Source organism: Streptomyces fradiae, from assembly GCF_041270065.1.
GTDB lineage: Bacteria > Actinomycetota > Actinomycetes > Streptomycetales > Streptomycetaceae > Streptomyces.
In genome coordinates this window covers 4,338,417-4,353,731 of sequence record NZ_CP065958.1, presented here as the reverse complement: position 1 = coordinate 4,353,731, position 15,315 = coordinate 4,338,417, and the positions used below count along the sequence as shown (strand labels likewise).

Below are 15,315 nucleotides of genomic sequence, written 5' to 3'. Positions count from 1 at the left end.
GGGAGACGAGAGATGCGGAAGATCACGATCATCGGCGGCGGCTTCGCCGGACTCACCGCGGCCGTCACCGCCGCCGAGGCGGGCGCCCGGGTCACCCTGTACGAGGCCCACCACACGCTCGGCGGCCGCGCCCGCACCGCCGAGGGCCCGTACCTGACCAACGAGGGCCCGCACGCGATCTACAACGGCGGCCCCCACTGGACCTGGCTGCACCAGCGCGGCCTGCTCGGCGAGCTCGCCCCGCTGCCGCTGCGCGAGGCCGCCAAGCTGCGCTTCCACCACCGCGGCGCGCTGCGCCGGGTCCCGCCGCTCGGGATGCTGCGCCAGACGCTCCGTACGGGCGAACAGGCGCCGGTCGACGTCGACTTCCGCACCTGGGCGACCCGGCTCGCCGGCCCGGAGGCGGCCCGCGCCGCCGCCGCGTACAGCGGAGTGGCGCTCTACCACCACGACCCGGGCGCCCTGTCCGCCCGCTTCGTCCAGGAGCGGCTGCACCGGGCCGCCGCGCTCCCGCCCGAGGCGCACTTCGTCAAGGGCGGCTGGGGCCGGCTGATCGGACGGATGGCGGACCGCGCCCGGCAGACGGGCGTACGGATCGAGACCTCGGCCCGGATCGCCGCGCTCGGCGACCTGCCCCGCGACGCCGGCCCGGTGGTCGTCGCGACCGCGCTGCCGGCCGCCGCCCGGCTGCTCGGCGACCCGTCGCTGACCTGGGAGTCGGGCCGCACGGTGCTGATGGACCTGGCGCTGCGCAGCCGTAAGGGCGACCCGTTCGCGATCTCGGACCTGGACGCGCCGGGCTGGGTGGAACGGTTCACCACCCAGGACCCGGGCCTCGCCCCGGCCGGCCAGGAGCTGATCCAGGCGCAGCTGCCGATCGCCGCCAGCGAGTCGAAGGCGGACGGCGTCGCGCACGCGGAGCGGCTGCTCGACCTGGGCTTCGCGGGCTGGCGCGAGCGCGCGGTGTGGCGGCGCGAGGCCGTGAGCAACGGGCGTACGGGGGCGGTCGACCGCCCCGGCACGACCTGGCGGGACCGGCCGGCGGTGGACCGGGGCGACGGCGTGTACCTGGCCGGCGACCAGGTGGCGGCGCCGGGCGTGCTGGCGGAGGTGTCGTTCACGAGCGCGGTGGAGGCGGTGTCGCTGGCGATGCGGGCGGAGCACCGTATCGAACCCCTTGACCTCAAGTCAGCTTGAGGTCGGAGGCTGTCCCTGTTCGGAAGACATCCGTACGGGAAGACACCGTCGACCACCGGGGAGCCACCATGCACGCCATCCGCCTCCACGCCTTCGGCCCGGCCGAGAACCTGACGTACGAGGAGGTCCCGGACCCGGTCCCCGGCCCCGGCCAGGTCCGCGTCAAGGTGACGGCGGCCGGCGTGCACCTCCTCGACACGGCCCTGCGCGAGGGCGCGACCGGCCCCTTCCCGGCGCCCGCCGCCCTGCCCACCGTCCCCGGCCGCGAGGTCGCCGGCACGGTCGACGCCCTCGGCGAGGGCACCGACCCGGCGTGGCTCGGGCGCCGGGTGGTCGCCCACCTCGGCATGGCACCCGGGGGTTACGCGGAGCTCGCCGTCACCGACGCGGCCCGCCTGCACGCGCTGCCCGAGCAGCTCGGGGACGCGGAGGCGGTCGCGATGATCGGCACGGGCCGTACGACGCTCGGGATCCTGCAGTTCACCGAGCTCGGCCCGGACTCGGTGGCCGTCGTCCCGGCCGCGGCGGGCGGCATCGGCACGCTGCTCGTGCAGTACGCGAAGAACGCGGGCGCCGTCGTCATCGGCCTGGCCGGCGGCCCCGAGAAGGTGGCCCGGGTCCGCGCGAACGGCGCGGACCTCGCCGTCGACTACACGGCGCCGGACTGGCCGGCCGAGGTCCGCGCGTACCTCGACGCCCTCGGGAACCGCACCGCGACCGTCGTCTTCGACTCGGTGGGCGGCGACACCGGACGGGCCGCCGTCGACCTGCTCGGCAAGGGCGGGCAGCACCTCGTCTTCGGCTGGTCCGGCGCGGGCCTCCACGACGGCGAGCCGCTCACCTTCACCCACGACGAACTCGCCGCCCGCGGCATCACCTCGGAGTCCGTCCTCGGCCCCGTCATGCTCCAGAAGGCCGGCGGCGACATCCGCAACCTCGAACTCGCCGCCCTCGCCGCCGCGACCGACGGCACCCTGCGCCCGGCGGTCCACCGCTTCCCCCTCGCGGAGGCGGCACGGGCCCACCGGGCGCTGGAGACGCGGGGCACGATCGGCAAGGTGGTCCTGATCCCGTAGTCAGTTCTCCGGGGTGCTAGATCCCGAGGACGTCCCAGGAGTGCCCCGTCAACTGCCCAGGGCTGGCGGCCCGGGCTTGCTGCTCGGGTCATCACTGGCCGTGATGGTCCCGGCTGCGTCCAGCGCTCACGCGACGAGGGTGAGCGCAGGGGCCTGTGACTCGGCCCCGCAGACCCACATCCACCAACCGCGTAGGGAGATGTTGTGGGACGAGTTCAGGTCGGCGTGCTCAACGAAGCCGCAGGACCTGCATGCGAACCGGGCCTGTGCGGGCCGGTTACGTCTGTCGATGTGGTGGCACAGCGAGCATTCCTGGCTGGTGTATGCCGGATTCACGTACACCAGTGGAACCCCGGCGCGCTTGGCCTTGTAGGCGATGAAGGCGCCGAGTTGACGAAAGGACCAGGAGTGCAGCGTGACGCGTTGGGGCTTTCGTAGCCGTGCCCGCTCTCGGATGCCCGTGAGGTCCTCCAGGGCAATCCCGCGACCGGTGCGTTGAGCCTCCGCCACGATGCTCTTACTGATCTTATGGTTGATGTTTCTCGCCCGGCGCTTGGCGGACTTCGTGCCCTTCTTCTGCAACTTGGCCCGCAGCTTCCGGTCCGCCCCCCGTCGTCGATTCAGCACGCGTCCACAGTGGCGTGTACCAGTGGAGGTCGTGGCGATGTTCACGATCCCCAAGTCCACCCCGACAAACCCCACCGGGCGCATATTCAATCCGGCGTCTGGGACATCGCAGGTGGCGATGAGGTACCACTGGCCGGCCTGGCACACCAGATCCGACTCGCCCCTCCGGTGCTCTTCAATGAGCTCAAGCTGATCGGCATGTCCCGTGAAGGCAAGGTTCTTCATCCGACCGTTCACGGTCCAAATGGACACCGTCCGCTCGGACATCTGCCAGGACAAGCAGCGATCGTCGTAGGGCTGCGCCGCATCCCGACGGAATGCGATCGGCTTGCAGCTGACCCTGTGGTGACGCTCCGAACCGGGCTTGCCCAGGTTTCCGGCTTTCAGGTTCGCCTTGAGCGCGGTGTAGGCGTCGGCGACCTTACGCAGCACGTGCAGAGCAGGCTGCGCGGACAAGCCCCGCGCCTTCAGGTCGGCATACGCGAGCGTCTGCAAGCGGGCTCGGGATGCCACCCCACGTTCGAACGCCCGACGGGAGAGCCAGTTCGCAGCCCGGTTGCAGGCGTCGAGGGTCTGGGCAAGTGCCAGCGCCTGCTCGGGCGTTGGCAGCAGCTTCACCCGCACCACCTGCTTCATGACTCGAACAGTAGGGTGCACTTCTCACAAACGGCGCCACTCACCCTCACTTCACCAGAACTAGTGAATTGCGCACTAATGTTCGCATGCCCCGCTAAGGCATCTAAGGGCTGTCCCGTAAACGATCTCCGCGTCAAGGGCGTCGGGGGTACTCAGGGTGATCGGCGTAGGGTGATGCGAGGTCGAGCAGGTCATCGCATGGCCAGGTCTCGCCGTCGTACTGGCAGTCATCGCGGTTGTCCCACGGCAGTTCGGGGTCGCCCGTGGCAGGACTGAGGACATGGCGGGAGAGCACGCGTCGCTTGGCCTCGACCTCCCGCAGGACGCGAGCCGGGTCGTGTAGCGCGACGTGCAGGGCGATCGTGGGATGGAAGCCGGAGAGTTCTCCTTGGCAGAAGTCGACTGTGTGCCCGTGAGAGGTCCACTCTCCGCAGCCGTCACCCTCGCAGCGTCGGGCCAGGTCGGCCTCCTCGTCCAGCCGTGCGCGGAGGAACGTCACAAGGTCTTGGCTCATAGGGTCATCCTGGATGATGCGCCAGGCCCGGTCGCCTGATTTCCGTGCTGCGGGCAGAGCCCGGGCGGCAGCCCGACAGCGGAATGATCTTGCCGTGGCTGGTGTGATCACGGCGTCGGAGCCGTCCTGGATACCACCGTTCTCCGGGCTGAGCCCGCGCGCCTTCGGGAAGCTGGTGACGGTGCTGCGTCGCGCAGGTGCGGACGCGGTCCGCAAGGGCCGGCCGTGGAGCCTTCCGCTGGAGGACCGGGCCCTGCTGGTCGCAGCGTACTGGCGCACGAACCTGACCATGCGGCAGCTCGCGCCGCTGTTCGGGATCTCGAAGTCGGCAGCGGACCGCATCATCGACCACCTCGGGCCGATGTTCTCGCTCCAGCCCCGCAAACGGTTCGCCAAGGACACCGTGCTCATCGTGGACGGCACCCTGGTTCCCACCCGGGACCACAGCATCGCCGAGCGGTCGAAGAACTATCGGTACTCCACCAACCACCAGGTCGTCATCGACGCCGACACCCGGCTCGTCGTCGTGGTCGGCCGGCCCCTGCCCGGCAACCGCAACGACTGCAAGGCATGGGCGCTGTCCGGCGCGAAGGACGCCGTCGGGAACACGACGGTAATCGCTGACGGCGGCTACCGAGGCACCGGATTGATCATCCCGCACCGCCGCGACCCCAGGCAGAGCGAACTGCCCGCTTGGAAAGAGGAACACAACGCGTCTCACCGCAAGGTCCGTGCCCGCGTCGAGCACGTCTTCGCCCGGATGAAGGGCTGGAAGATCCTGCGCGACTGCCGCCTGAAGGGTGACGGCGTGCATCACGCCATGCTTGGCATCGCCCGCCTGCACAACCTCGCCCTTGCCGGCTGAGCGAGCAGGCCGCACATCGCACAGCCTTACCCATGCCGATCAAAGATCATTTACGGGACAGCCCTTAGCACCCCAAATTCGAGCACACAGCCGCGGGGTGCAGCATCGGGCAGCCTCTCAACGATTCGCGAATATTCGAGAATCACGGCGGACAGAACACCATCGGCGGTTCCATCCTGGACGCGGCCTGATCGGGCCATCCGGGCGAGAGGGGAAACGACGTTGGCAAGGCGACTTCGCTTCATCGGCACCAACTCCGGCAACGACGGCTGTCCGACGCTGTACGAAGACCTGGACACGGGTGAGGTCCTGGTACAAGGAGACGCTGTGACCGACCCCGACGACGTGGCCCAACTCCGCAACGTCAAGCCCGGTGAGGGGTTCGTGGTGGTGCCTCGCGTGCTCCTGGCCGACTTCGCGCCAAGGGATGCGGACCGGGTGCCGATGGTGATCAGCTTTGAGGAGTTCGGCGGGATGTTCGAGACCTTCGAGCACACCGCCTGGCGGCTGGAGACCCGCCGCCGGTACGCGTCGGACGAGGAGACGGAGACGTACGCCAGGTTCGCCCGGGGCGAGGATGCCGGATGGGACCTGGACGACCCGTGGTGTGTGTCCCGGCGCGAACAGTCCGCACTCGGCAAACGGTTCGAGCGGGTACGCATCGTGGACAACCCGCCGAGCCTCGGCCAGCGCTACCTCCTGGACAACGCCCGCCGAAACAGTGCCGTAGGGGAGGACATCCGGAACCTGAGGCGGAGCGACGCCGACCAACTGAAGCTCCCCGAAGAGGACTTCTGGCTGTTTGATTCGCGCGTCATCGCACGACTTCGCTTCGATGGTGACGACCACATGACCGGCGTCGAACTGATCACGAACCCGGTGGAGGTCCTGCGCGCCTGCCAGGTCCGCGACGCCGCTTGGCACCACGCGATCCCATACGACCAGTTCGAGTCCCAGGTACCTTCCACCGAGTGAGTACCGACTTCCAACAGGCCCGGGTGGCCCTCGGCGCGCGGCTCCGTGAGCTGCGCGCCGCTCGGGGTTTCACGGGCCGGGAACTGTCGGCGGTGCTGCACTGGCCCCAGTCGAAGGTCAGCAAACTGGAGACCGGACGCCAGACCGCCACGTCCGGCGACCTCCACGCATGGGCACAGGCGACAGGGCACCCTGAAGCCGCCGATGAGCTGATCACCCGGCTACGGACTCTGGAGTCCCGATCTCGCTCTTGGCAGCGTCAGCTCGCCGCCGGGCACAAGCCGGTCCAAGACACTCTGACCGCCGAGTACGAGCGGTCAAGGACGCTTCGAGCCTGGCAGGGCTCCATAGTCGTCGGGATGCTCCAGACCCCCGACTACGCCCGCCACGTGTTCAACCAGCACGTCGACCTCCACCAGTCCGTCCGAGACGTGGAGGAGGCCGTGCGGGCCCGCGTGCGGCGCCAGGAGATGCTGTACGCCCCGGGAAAGAGCTTCCACATCGTCATGTGGGAGGCGGCCCTCCACGCCCTCGTCTGCCCGCCGCTGGTGCTGGCAGCCCAACTGGACCGGCTCATGGGCGTTCTCGGGCTCGATACCGTAACCCTGGGAATCGTCCCCCTTGGCGCACCTCTCAGGCTCCCGCCGGCCAACGCGTTCTGGCTGTACGACGACCGCCTGGCCATCGTCGAGGACTGGCACGCGGAACTCTGGCTGAACGATGCGCCGACCGTCGGCGTGTACCAGCGGGTCTGGCAGACACTCGCCGATTCCGCCGTCTACGGCCCCGATGCCCACCGCGTGATCACACGCGCCCGCCGGTCCCTGGACCTCACCTGAGAATCACCGCGAACAAGACTCGGCACCGCTCGAATCAAGGCGAATCAGCGCCGCCACGCAGCGCTCTGGACTCCTAACGTGCTTTGAGCTCAAGGCATTCGGAGCGCTGGAGGTGACGGTGAGACATGGCCGAGGAATGGCATCCAAGCGCCAGTCGGTACGCGGTGGACTCGAACGGAACGCTGGGCCGGGTGGACCGCAGTTGCGCGGGGAGCGAGTATCTCCGTCCACCGGGCGGGGGCCGGGAGTGGGCGGTCCCGCCGGACGAGCTGCGGGCGCCGACGTCGGAGGAGCTGGGCCGGGTCCGCGTCTTCACCACCCCGGTGCCGGCGGTCGAGCAGTGACCGCCCGGACGGTTCTCCGGTTCGTTGCGCACCGGATCAAACGGCATCCCAATTCGGAAGCCACAGCGTCGGCCCGATGCCTGCATGGCGAGTGCGAGTGGGAAGCCAGGCCCAGCACGGACGTGGGCCACGTGGATGACCAGTGCATGGAGCACACGGGCCGCAACAAGGACCACGCGACGTTCGCCAGGAGGTTTGAGGACGTGGCCCTGGTGGAGCGGCTGGAGGGCTCCACGTGAGACTCCCGGCCCTGGCGGTCACCCGCCCAGGGCGGGCACATCCCGAGCTGACACGGCTCGACCTGACAGTCCACAACCAAGAGGAGCACGGAATGGGATGGGGAACGGGTAAGGGCGGAAGCGGAGGCAACGGGCAGCACTCCGGCGGGAAGGACCCGGGCACGTCCAAGCCATCGTCGGACACGGCCAAGCCGAAGGACCCGCCGAAGCACAAGAAGGACTAGCGCAGGCGATGACACCCGAACTGTCGGCGTCCGAGCAGATCGCCATGCGCGATCTGCTCGGCGCGGTCAACAACGACCTGGAGAAGCCGTTGACTCCCGAATGGGAGCGCGCTGCCTGGGCGGTGCCCCGCCACCGCTTCCTCCCGGAACGCATCTACCTGGGCGAGGAGCTGACCCCCTGCGCCCGTGCCGGGGCACCCGAGACATGGCTGCGGGCCGCGTACACCGCCGACTCCGTGGTGACCCAGGTCAACGACGGCCACGACCCCGGCAACCAGGAGCGGTGGGCCTCGTCGTCCGCGTCGGACCCTTCCATCGTGTTCCGGATGCTTGACATGCTGGACGTGGCCGACGGACACCACGTCCTGGAGATCGGTACGGGGACCGGGTGGAACGCGGGTCTCCTGGCCCACCGTGTGGGGTCGAAGAACGTCACGACGGTGGAGGTGGACCCGGTCCTGGCTACGGACGCGGACGTACGTCTGCGCAAGCTAGGCCTGGCACCGACGGTCATCTGCGGGGACGGCGCCCGGGGTCACTCGTCCTCCGGGCCGTACGACCGGGTGGAGGCCACCTGTTCCGTGCGATCCGTCCCTCGGGCCTGGGTGCAGCAGACCCGACCCGGCGGGGTCGTCCTCACCCCCTGGGAGAGCCCGTGGATCTGCTACGGCTTGCTGCGCTTGGAGGTGTCCGACCGGGGCGACGCGTGGGGGCGGTTCTCTCCCCACTCCGCGTTCATGCTCATGCGGGGCCAGCGCACGGACCTGAGGATCTTCCGGGATGTGGTCCGCGACGACCACCGGCCGGACGAGTCATGGACCACGCTGTCCCCGTGGGCGGTCACAGGCGACGACTGGGCGGCCCAGTTCGCCGTCGGCCTCCAGCTCCGCGATGTCTGGCGGACATGGCACGACAACCCCGACGTGGAAGGGGTCGCCTCCAGGTTGTGGGTCGCGACGACCGACGCCACGTCCTGGGCGGCCGTGGACTGGGATGGCCAGTCGGACGACCGGTTCACCGTCTGGCAGTACGGCCCTCGTCGGCTCTGGAACGAAGTGGAGGCCGCGTACGTCTGGTGGGAGCACGTCGGCCGGCCCGGCCCGGAGCGGTTCGGACTGACCACCACCCCGGACACGGCGGAGTGGGCCTGGCTGGACAGCCCCGACCGGCCCGTGCCCACGTCCGGCTGACCTCTCCTGGCCTGCTGCTACGCCGAACCCAGCGTCTTCAGCGCCCCGTCCGTGAGCCGGTAGACCGTCCACTCGTCCTGCGGGCGGGCGCCCAGGGACTCGTAGAAGTCGATGGAGGGCTTGTTCCAGTTCAGGACGGACCACTCCAGGCGCTCGTAGCCGCGCTCCACGCAGATGCGGGCCAGTTCGGTGAGGAGGGCCTTGCCGTGGCCGCCGCCGCGGAGGTCGGGGCGGACGTAGAGGTCTTCGAGGTAGATGCCGTGGACGCCGCGCCAGGTGGAGAAGTTGAGGAACCAGAGCGCGAAGCCGGCGATCTCGCCGGTGTCGGTCTCCGCGATGTGGGCGAAGGCGGCCGGGCGGTCGCCGAACAGGGCCTCGTGGAGCTGGTCGGGGGTGGCGCGGGCCTCGTCGAGGGCCTTCTCGTACTCCGCGAGGTCGCGGACCATGCGGTGGATGTGGGGGACGTCGGCGGGCGTGGCGGTACGGATCATGAGGTCAGGGTGCACCCCGTCAGGGGTGCCTGGCCAGCAGGTTCCGCGCAATGGACACCTGGTCGGGGTCGAGGGCCGGTGCGCCGTCCGCCACCTCCCACAGCCCGTTCTGCAGCACCCGCCCCAGCGTCCACGCCCGGGCCCGCGCCCGGTCGAGGCCGAGCCGCTCCGTGAGCAGGTCGAAGCGCCACCGGATCTCCGCCGGATCCGGGTCCCACCGGTTCGTCAGCGCCGGGAGCAGCTCGAAGCCGGGGTCGCCGGACAGCGGCTTGGGGTCGATGGCCAGCCACGGCTCGCGCTCGGCGGCGAGGACGTTGTCGTAGTGCAGGTCCCAGTGCAGCAGCCGGTCGCCGGGCTCGCCCATGACCTCCCGTACCGCCGCCGCGCAGTCCCGCAGCAGCGCCGCCTCGTCCGGGTCCGCGAGCCGGGCCGCCGCGGCGGGCGTACGGGCCACCATCCGCGCCGCGATGTCGCCGAGCCGCCGCAGGCCGGGCGGCGCGGGCACCGCCACGAGCCGCGCCAGCAGATCCGCAAGGATCCCGACCGCCTCGCGCGCGTCCGCCACCCTCGACAGATGCCGCCCGGCTCCCCCAGAGCCTCCGGCCTGGGTGGGGGTGCCACCGGCGAAGCCAGGGGGAGTGCCCCCAGCCCGTTCGAGCAGCATCGTGCCCGTCCCCGGGTCGTGCGCCAGGAGCCGTACGGCCCCGTCCCCCGCCCACGCCCGCAGCGCGACCGGCTCGCCCGCCGTCTCCTCGTCGAGCAGCTGGAGCTTCAGAGCCCCCGGGACACCGTCCCGGGCCGCCACCACCGGCAGGACGAGCGACGCCACCCCGTGCATCGACGGGCCGGTCACCCGCAGCCCCCACCGGTCCAGGAACTCCTCCGCCCGCGACGGCAAGGCGGCGATGAAGGCGCGCCCCGCCTCCCCGTTGTACTTCGCCTGCGACGCCGCCAGTTCCGCCGGGATCTCGATCACCCGACCGAGCCTAGGCCTCTGGATCGCCGCCGCGCCCCCGGGTAACCTCCGCGCACGAACCCGGAAGAGGGATAGACATGAGCACGACCAGCCCGGCCGGCCCGAGCAGCACCGTCAACGGCGGAATTTCCTTCTGGTACGCGCAGGAGGGCGCCCCCGCCCCCCGCGAACCGCTGCCCGGCGACACGACCGCCGACGTCTGCATCGTCGGCGGCGGCTACACCGGCCTGTGGACCGCCTACTACCTCAAGAAGGCCGTCCCCTTCCTCAACATCACCGTCCTGGAGGCCGCGTTCTGCGGCTACGGCGCCTCCGGCCGCAACGGCGGCTGGCTCTACAACGGCATCGCCGGCCGCGACCGCTACGCCAAGGAGCACGGCCACGAGGCCGCCGTACGCCTCCAGCACGCCATGAACGACACCGTCACCGAGGTCGTCGACGTCTGCGCCGCCGAGGACATCGACGCCGACATCCACCGCGGCGGCGTCCTGGAGGTCGCCACCTCCCCCGCCCAGCTCGCCCGCCTCAAGGACTTCCACGCCGTCGAGATCGCCTTCGGGGAGAAGGACCGCGAGCTGTACGGCGCCCGCGAGACCGCCGACCGCATCCGCGTCACCGGCGCCGTCGGCTCCACCTGGACCCCGCACGGCGCCCGCCTCCACCCGGTCAAGCTGGTCAAGGGCCTGGCCGCCGCCGTCGAGGCGCTCGGCGTCACCATCCACGAGTCCACCCCGGTCACCGAGATCCGCCCCAAGCACGCCGTCACCCCCTACGGCACGGTCCGCGCCCCGTACGTCCTGCGCTGCACCGAGGGCTTCACCGCCTCCCTCGCCGGCCAGCGCCGCACCTGGCTCCCCATGAACTCCTCCATGATCGCCACCGAGCCGCTCACCGACGCCCAGTGGGAGTCGGTCGGCTGGACCGGCCTGGAGACCCTCGGCGACATGGCGCACGCCTACATGTACGCCCAGCGCACCGCCGACGGCCGCATCGCGCTCGGCGGCCGGGGCGTCCCGTACCGCTACGGCTCCAAGACCGACAACGACGGCCGCACCCAGCCGCAGACCGTCGAGGCCCTGCGCGAGATCCTGATCCGCTTCTTCCCGCAGCTCGCGGGCGTACGGGTCGCCCACGCCTGGTCCGGCGTCCTCGGTGTGCCCCGCGACTGGTGCGCCACCGTCACCCTCGACCGCTCCACCGGCCTCGGCTGGGCGGGCGGCTACGTCGGCTCCGGCGTCGCCACCACCAACCTCGCCGCCCGCACCCTGCGCGACCTCATCCAGCAGGACTCCGGCCAGGCCGGCCCCACCGACCTCACCGCACTGCCCTGGGTCAACCACCGGGTGCGCAAGTGGGAACCGGAACCCCTGCGCTGGCTCGGCGTGCAGACCATGTACGCCGCCTTCCGCGCCGCCGACCGCCGCGAAACCGCCGCCCGCAGCGCCGCCACCGACCGCGTCGCGGTCATCGCGAACCGCCTCAGCGGCCGGTAGCGCCTACGAGCGGGGGCGGCGCCGGGTTCACTCCCCCGCCCCCGAGAGGCCCCAACAGACCCCCACCCGAGGCGCTCACTCCACCTCGATGCCGAAGTCCCCCACCAGTTCCGCGAGCCCGCCCCCGTACCCCTTGCCGCCCAGCACGAAGTCCCAGTCACCGCCCGCCCGCCGCCGGAACGACCCCAGAACGAGCGCCGTCTCGCCCGGCCGGCCGTCCGACACCACCAAACGGTCCAACTCCGCGCCCGCGTCGTCCCGCAGCACGATCCCCGCGTCCACGAACCCCGCCAGATCCGCGTCCGGGTTCACCTCCGGATCCACCGCGGCCACCAGGACCAACCGGTCGGCACCCGCCGGCAGCGCGTCGAAACCCACCCGTACCGCCGCCTTGTCCCCTGCGGGCGGTGTCACCATCGCCACCGAACCGTCCGCCGTGGCCGGGTTGTTGAAGAAGACGAACCAGTCGTCGCCGAGCACCCGGCTCCCGGCGCACACCAGCGCGCAGACATCGAGCGCCACCGACCCCGACCACACCATGCCGAGCAGGTTGAAGTCCTCGTCCGCCTCCACCGGAGCCCGCACCGGCTCCACCAACGTCGGCGTCGGCACCGGCGCCGCCACGGACTCCCCCGACCCGAGCCGCCCCCGCAGCCCGTGCTGCCGCAGCAGCTCCACCAGCTCCGACCCCGATATCAGCGTCAGCGGCTTGCCATTGGCGAAGGCGTACGAGCCGGGGCCGAACTTCGACGTCGTGACCAGGACCCCCTTGTTCGCCCCGGCGCTCTGCACCGTCCCGAACAGATCCCGCACCGCGCTCGGCGGCACCGTGTTCCGGTACCGCTTCACCTGCACGATGATCGAACCGCCACTGATCGGATCCGGGTCCAGCGCCTCCACGTCCACCCCGCCGTCGTTCGACCGCTGCGTCGTCACCGCCTGAAGGCCCCGGGCCCGGAACAACTCCGCCACCAGGCCCTCGAAGGCGATCGGATCCATCGCCAGCAGATCCGGCTCCTCGCCGTCCCCCTGCGACACCACCCCCGAGCCTCCCGAGCCCGAGCCCACCTGCTCCGGCAGCAGCAGCGGCTGCACCGCCACCCGCTCGTCGGGCTTCGCCGAGAGCCGCCCCGACAGCGCCCCGGTCAGGCACTCCAGCGGGCTGACCAGCTCCAGGTTCAGCTCCTCGAAGGTCCGCCGCTCGACCGCCACCGACGCCACACAGACCCGGCCCGCCACCCCCGTGGCCGGATCGACGCCCTCCACGAAGCCGTTCAGCGTCACCCGCTCCAGGGCCCCGGAGCGATCCGCGGCGAACAGCTCCCGCAGCGCGAGCAGCACGCTCTGCGCCAGCACCCCCCGGTACAGCGCCCGCCGCTGCGACACCGGCCGCGGGACCTCCTTCTCCTGATCCGTACTGGGCAGGTACTTGATCCCCTTCGCGGCCGGCACCACCTCGTAGCCCGGCAGGTCCCACTCCAGGGCGAGGCCGCGGGCCGCCCGGTCGAACGCGGCCGAGACCTGCCGCGGAAACCCCTCGGGCCACGCCGTCGACGCGTACAGCACCGCCGAGAAGTACTCGACCACCGTGTCCGGATCGCCGTCCCGCAGCGCCGTCCCGGTCCCCGCCATCCCGGCGTTGTGCGCCCGGATCTCGGCCAGCCGCGCCGCCGCCCACTCCTCGTACTGCCGCCGGTACGCCGCCAGCTGCTCGACCCGCCGGGCCTCCGCCGCCTGAGCCGCGTACCAGTCCCGCTCGAACCCGGCCCGGTCCCGGTAGTGGCGCTGGTCCGGCATCGCCACCGGCTCGCCCAGCGGGCCCGGCGCGAACGGCGCCACCTCCTCCGGCTGCCGCAGCCCCTCCACCGAGAACGGCCGGCTCCGGCAGCCCGCGACCAGCAGCCCCTCCAGGGCCGCCACCCGCTCGTCCAGCTCCCGGGTCCGCCGCAGCGCGTCCGCGTCCCGGTGCCGCCGGTACTCCGCCCGCTGCTCCCGGTGCATCCGCGCCACATCGCGCTCCTGCGCCCGCAGCGCCCGCTCGGCATCCCGCTGCTGACGGAGCACCGCCTGCTGCCGCCCCTCACGCTCCCGCTGCGCCTGCCGCTGCGCCTCCGCCCAGACCCCGATCAGCCCACTGGAACGCCGACCCATCCGCCGCACCCCTCCCCGGTGACACCCTGCGCACGTCCACCCCCGTAACGCACAAGTGTCCCGGACCCTGAGGGGTCCGGGACACGAGACGGGCAGAGCCCCCTGTCGGGTTCGAACCGACGACCCCCGCTTTACAAGAGCGGTGCTCTGGCCAGCTGAGCTAAGGAGGCAGCGAGTGCAGTGTAACGAACCCCCGCCCGCCGACGGTCGGAAATCTCACGTCCCCCGGACTGCTGACAGATCGGGCGTCGCCAGGTAGCGTCACCCGGAGTTCACCCTGGTGGACTAGACCTCAATCCTTCCTTTACTCGGATCGTCCGGCACGTTCCTGCCGGTGAAGGGACACATCACCATGGCTTCTGTCACCTACGACAAGGCGACGCTGGTCTACCCCGGCGCCGAAAAGCCCTCCGTCAACGAGCTGGAGATCGAGATCGCCGACGGCGAGTTCCTCGTTCTCGTCGGCCCCTCCGGCTGTGGCAAGTCGACCTCGCTGCGCATGCTGGCCGGTCTGGAGGACGTCACCGCCGGCGCCATCCGGATCGGTGACCGGGACGTCACGCACCTGCCGCCGAAGGACCGGGACATCGCCATGGTGTTCCAGAACTACGCGCTGTACCCGCACATGACCGTCGCCGACAACATGGGCTTCGCGCTCAAGATCGCCGGCGTGAACAAGAGCGAGATCCGTACGAAGGTCGAGGAGGCGGCGAAGATCCTCGACCTGACCGAGTACCTGGACCGCAAGCCGAAGGCGCTCTCCGGCGGTCAGCGGCAGCGTGTCGCGATGGGGCGCGCCATCGTGCGTGAGCCGCAGGTGTTCCTCATGGACGAGCCGCTGTCGAACCTCGACGCCAAGCTCCGCGTCTCGACCCGTACGCAGATCGCGAGCCTGCAGCGCCGCCTCGGGATCACGACCGTGTACGTGACGCACGACCAGACCGAGGCGCTCACCATGGGCGACCGGGTCGCGGTCCTCAAGGACGGTCTGCTGCAGCAGGTCGACACCCCGCGCAACATGTACGACAAGCCCGCCAACCTCTTCGTCGCCGGCTTCATCGGCTCCCCGGCCATGAACCTGATCGAGGTCCCGATCACCGACGGCGGCGTGAAGTTCGGCGAGAGCGTCGTCCCGGTGTCCCGCGAGGCCATCGCCGCCGCGGCCGCCAAGGGCGACACGACGGTCACCGTCGGCGTGCGCCCCGAGCACTTCGACGTGCAGAGCGCCACCAGCAAGGACGGCCTGGCCGTGACCGTGAACGTGGTCGAGGAGCTCGGCTCCGACGGCTTCGTCTACGGCTCCACCCGCGTCGGCGGCGAGGACAAGGACGTCGTGGTCCGCGTCGGCGGCCGCGAGGTGCCGGCCAAGGGCTCCACGCTCCAGGTCGTGCCGCGCCCGGCCGAGCTGCACGTGTTCTCGACCTCCACCGGCGAGCGCCTCTCCGACTGACGCCCCGCCCCGCCCCCACGCGCCCTCT

Annotated in this window: 14 protein-coding genes and 1 tRNA gene; 9 read left to right on the top strand and 6 right to left on the bottom strand. The window is 71.1% G+C overall.

Annotated elements, in window-relative coordinates; genetic code table 11:
• Window positions 1-12 precede the first annotated feature (12 nt).
• Together JAO84_RS19835 and JAO84_RS19830 are read left to right on the top strand one after the other, a co-directional pair.
• The gene (locus JAO84_RS19835) at window positions 13-1,197 is read left to right on the top strand and encodes an NAD(P)-binding protein (RefSeq protein WP_370414062.1); all 1,185 of its coding nucleotides are present in this window, start codon (window positions 13-15) and stop codon (window positions 1,195-1,197) included.
• Window positions 1,198-1,265: 68 nt separating this feature from the next.
• Window positions 1,266-2,273: a zinc-binding dehydrogenase gene (locus JAO84_RS19830; protein ID WP_370414061.1), complete on the top strand. Its 1,008-nt coding sequence runs from the start codon at window positions 1,266-1,268 to the stop codon at window positions 2,271-2,273.
• A gap of 126 nt (window positions 2,274-2,399) precedes the next feature.
• On the opposite strand, the gene JAO84_RS19825 is transcribed toward JAO84_RS19830, so the two are convergent.
• Together JAO84_RS19825 and JAO84_RS19820 are read right to left on the bottom strand one after the other, a co-directional pair.
• Entirely contained in the window at window positions 2,400-3,536 is a 1,137-nt protein-coding gene (locus tag JAO84_RS19825; RefSeq protein WP_370414060.1) for an RNA-guided endonuclease InsQ/TnpB family protein, read from the bottom strand.
• A 133-nt stretch (window positions 3,537-3,669) separates the two neighbouring features.
• Window positions 3,670-4,050: a DUF6221 family protein gene (locus JAO84_RS19820; RefSeq protein ID WP_370414059.1), complete on the bottom strand. Its 381-nt coding sequence runs from the start codon at window positions 4,048-4,050 to the stop codon at window positions 3,670-3,672.
• Between the two features lie 94 nt (window positions 4,051-4,144).
• Here JAO84_RS19820 and JAO84_RS19815 point away from each other — a divergent pair, with 94 nt between their 5' ends.
• The 5 genes from JAO84_RS19815 (at window position 4,145) to JAO84_RS19795 (ending at window position 8,726) form a co-directional block, all read left to right on the top strand.
• The gene (locus tag JAO84_RS19815) at window positions 4,145-4,915 is read left to right on the top strand and encodes a transposase (RefSeq protein WP_370416813.1); all 771 of its coding nucleotides are present in this window, start codon (window positions 4,145-4,147) and stop codon (window positions 4,913-4,915) included.
• A 222-nt stretch (window positions 4,916-5,137) separates the two neighbouring features.
• Complete coding sequence (locus tag JAO84_RS19810; RefSeq protein ID WP_370414058.1) at window positions 5,138-5,890, top strand: DUF6879 family protein; 753 nt, start codon at window positions 5,138-5,140, stop codon at window positions 5,888-5,890.
• Window positions 5,887-6,729: a helix-turn-helix domain-containing protein gene (locus tag JAO84_RS19805; protein ID WP_370414057.1), complete on the top strand. Its 843-nt coding sequence runs from the start codon at window positions 5,887-5,889 to the stop codon at window positions 6,727-6,729. Before JAO84_RS19810 ends, JAO84_RS19805 begins: the two co-directional genes overlap by 4 nt.
• A 125-nt stretch (window positions 6,730-6,854) precedes the next feature.
• Entirely contained in the window at window positions 6,855-7,073 is a 219-nt protein-coding gene (locus tag JAO84_RS19800) for a hypothetical protein (protein WP_370414056.1), read from the top strand.
• Window positions 7,074-7,544: 471 nt separating this feature from the next.
• Window positions 7,545-8,726, top strand: coding sequence for a methyltransferase domain-containing protein (locus JAO84_RS19795; RefSeq protein ID WP_370414055.1), 1,182 nt, complete (start codon window positions 7,545-7,547; stop codon window positions 8,724-8,726).
• A 17-nt stretch (window positions 8,727-8,743) separates the two neighbouring features.
• Here JAO84_RS19795 and JAO84_RS19790 read toward each other — a convergent pair whose 3' ends face one another.
• On the bottom strand, window positions 8,744-9,217 hold the full coding sequence (locus tag JAO84_RS19790) for an N-acetyltransferase family protein (RefSeq protein ID WP_370414054.1): 474 nt from the start codon (window positions 9,215-9,217) through the stop codon (window positions 8,744-8,746).
• A 19-nt stretch (window positions 9,218-9,236) separates the two neighbouring features.
• A complete protein-coding gene (locus JAO84_RS19785) occupies window positions 9,237-10,217 on the bottom strand; it encodes an aminoglycoside phosphotransferase family protein (protein ID WP_370416812.1) in 981 nt (326 codons plus the stop codon).
• Window positions 10,218-10,270: 53 nt separating this feature from the next.
• On the opposite strand from JAO84_RS19785, the gene JAO84_RS19780 reads away from it, so the two are divergent.
• Entirely contained in the window at window positions 10,271-11,686 is a 1,416-nt protein-coding gene (locus JAO84_RS19780; protein ID WP_370414053.1) for an NAD(P)/FAD-dependent oxidoreductase, read from the top strand.
• A 75-nt stretch (window positions 11,687-11,761) separates the two neighbouring features.
• Here JAO84_RS19780 and JAO84_RS19775 read toward each other — a convergent pair whose 3' ends face one another.
• Complete coding sequence (locus JAO84_RS19775; protein WP_370414052.1) at window positions 11,762-13,837, bottom strand: restriction endonuclease; 2,076 nt, start codon at window positions 13,835-13,837, stop codon at window positions 11,762-11,764.
• 96 nt (window positions 13,838-13,933) lie between these two features.
• Window positions 13,934-14,007: transfer RNA gene (locus tag JAO84_RS19770), tRNA-Thr, on the bottom strand.
• Window positions 14,008-14,189: 182 nt separating this feature from the next.
• Between JAO84_RS19770 and JAO84_RS19765 the strand changes: the two genes are divergently transcribed.
• Window positions 14,190-15,287 carry an ABC transporter ATP-binding protein gene (locus tag JAO84_RS19765; RefSeq protein ID WP_265867362.1) on the top strand — a complete coding sequence of 366 codons (1,098 nt, stop codon included), beginning with the start codon at window positions 14,190-14,192 and terminating at the stop codon, window positions 15,285-15,287.
• Window positions 15,288-15,315: the final 28 nt, after the last annotated feature.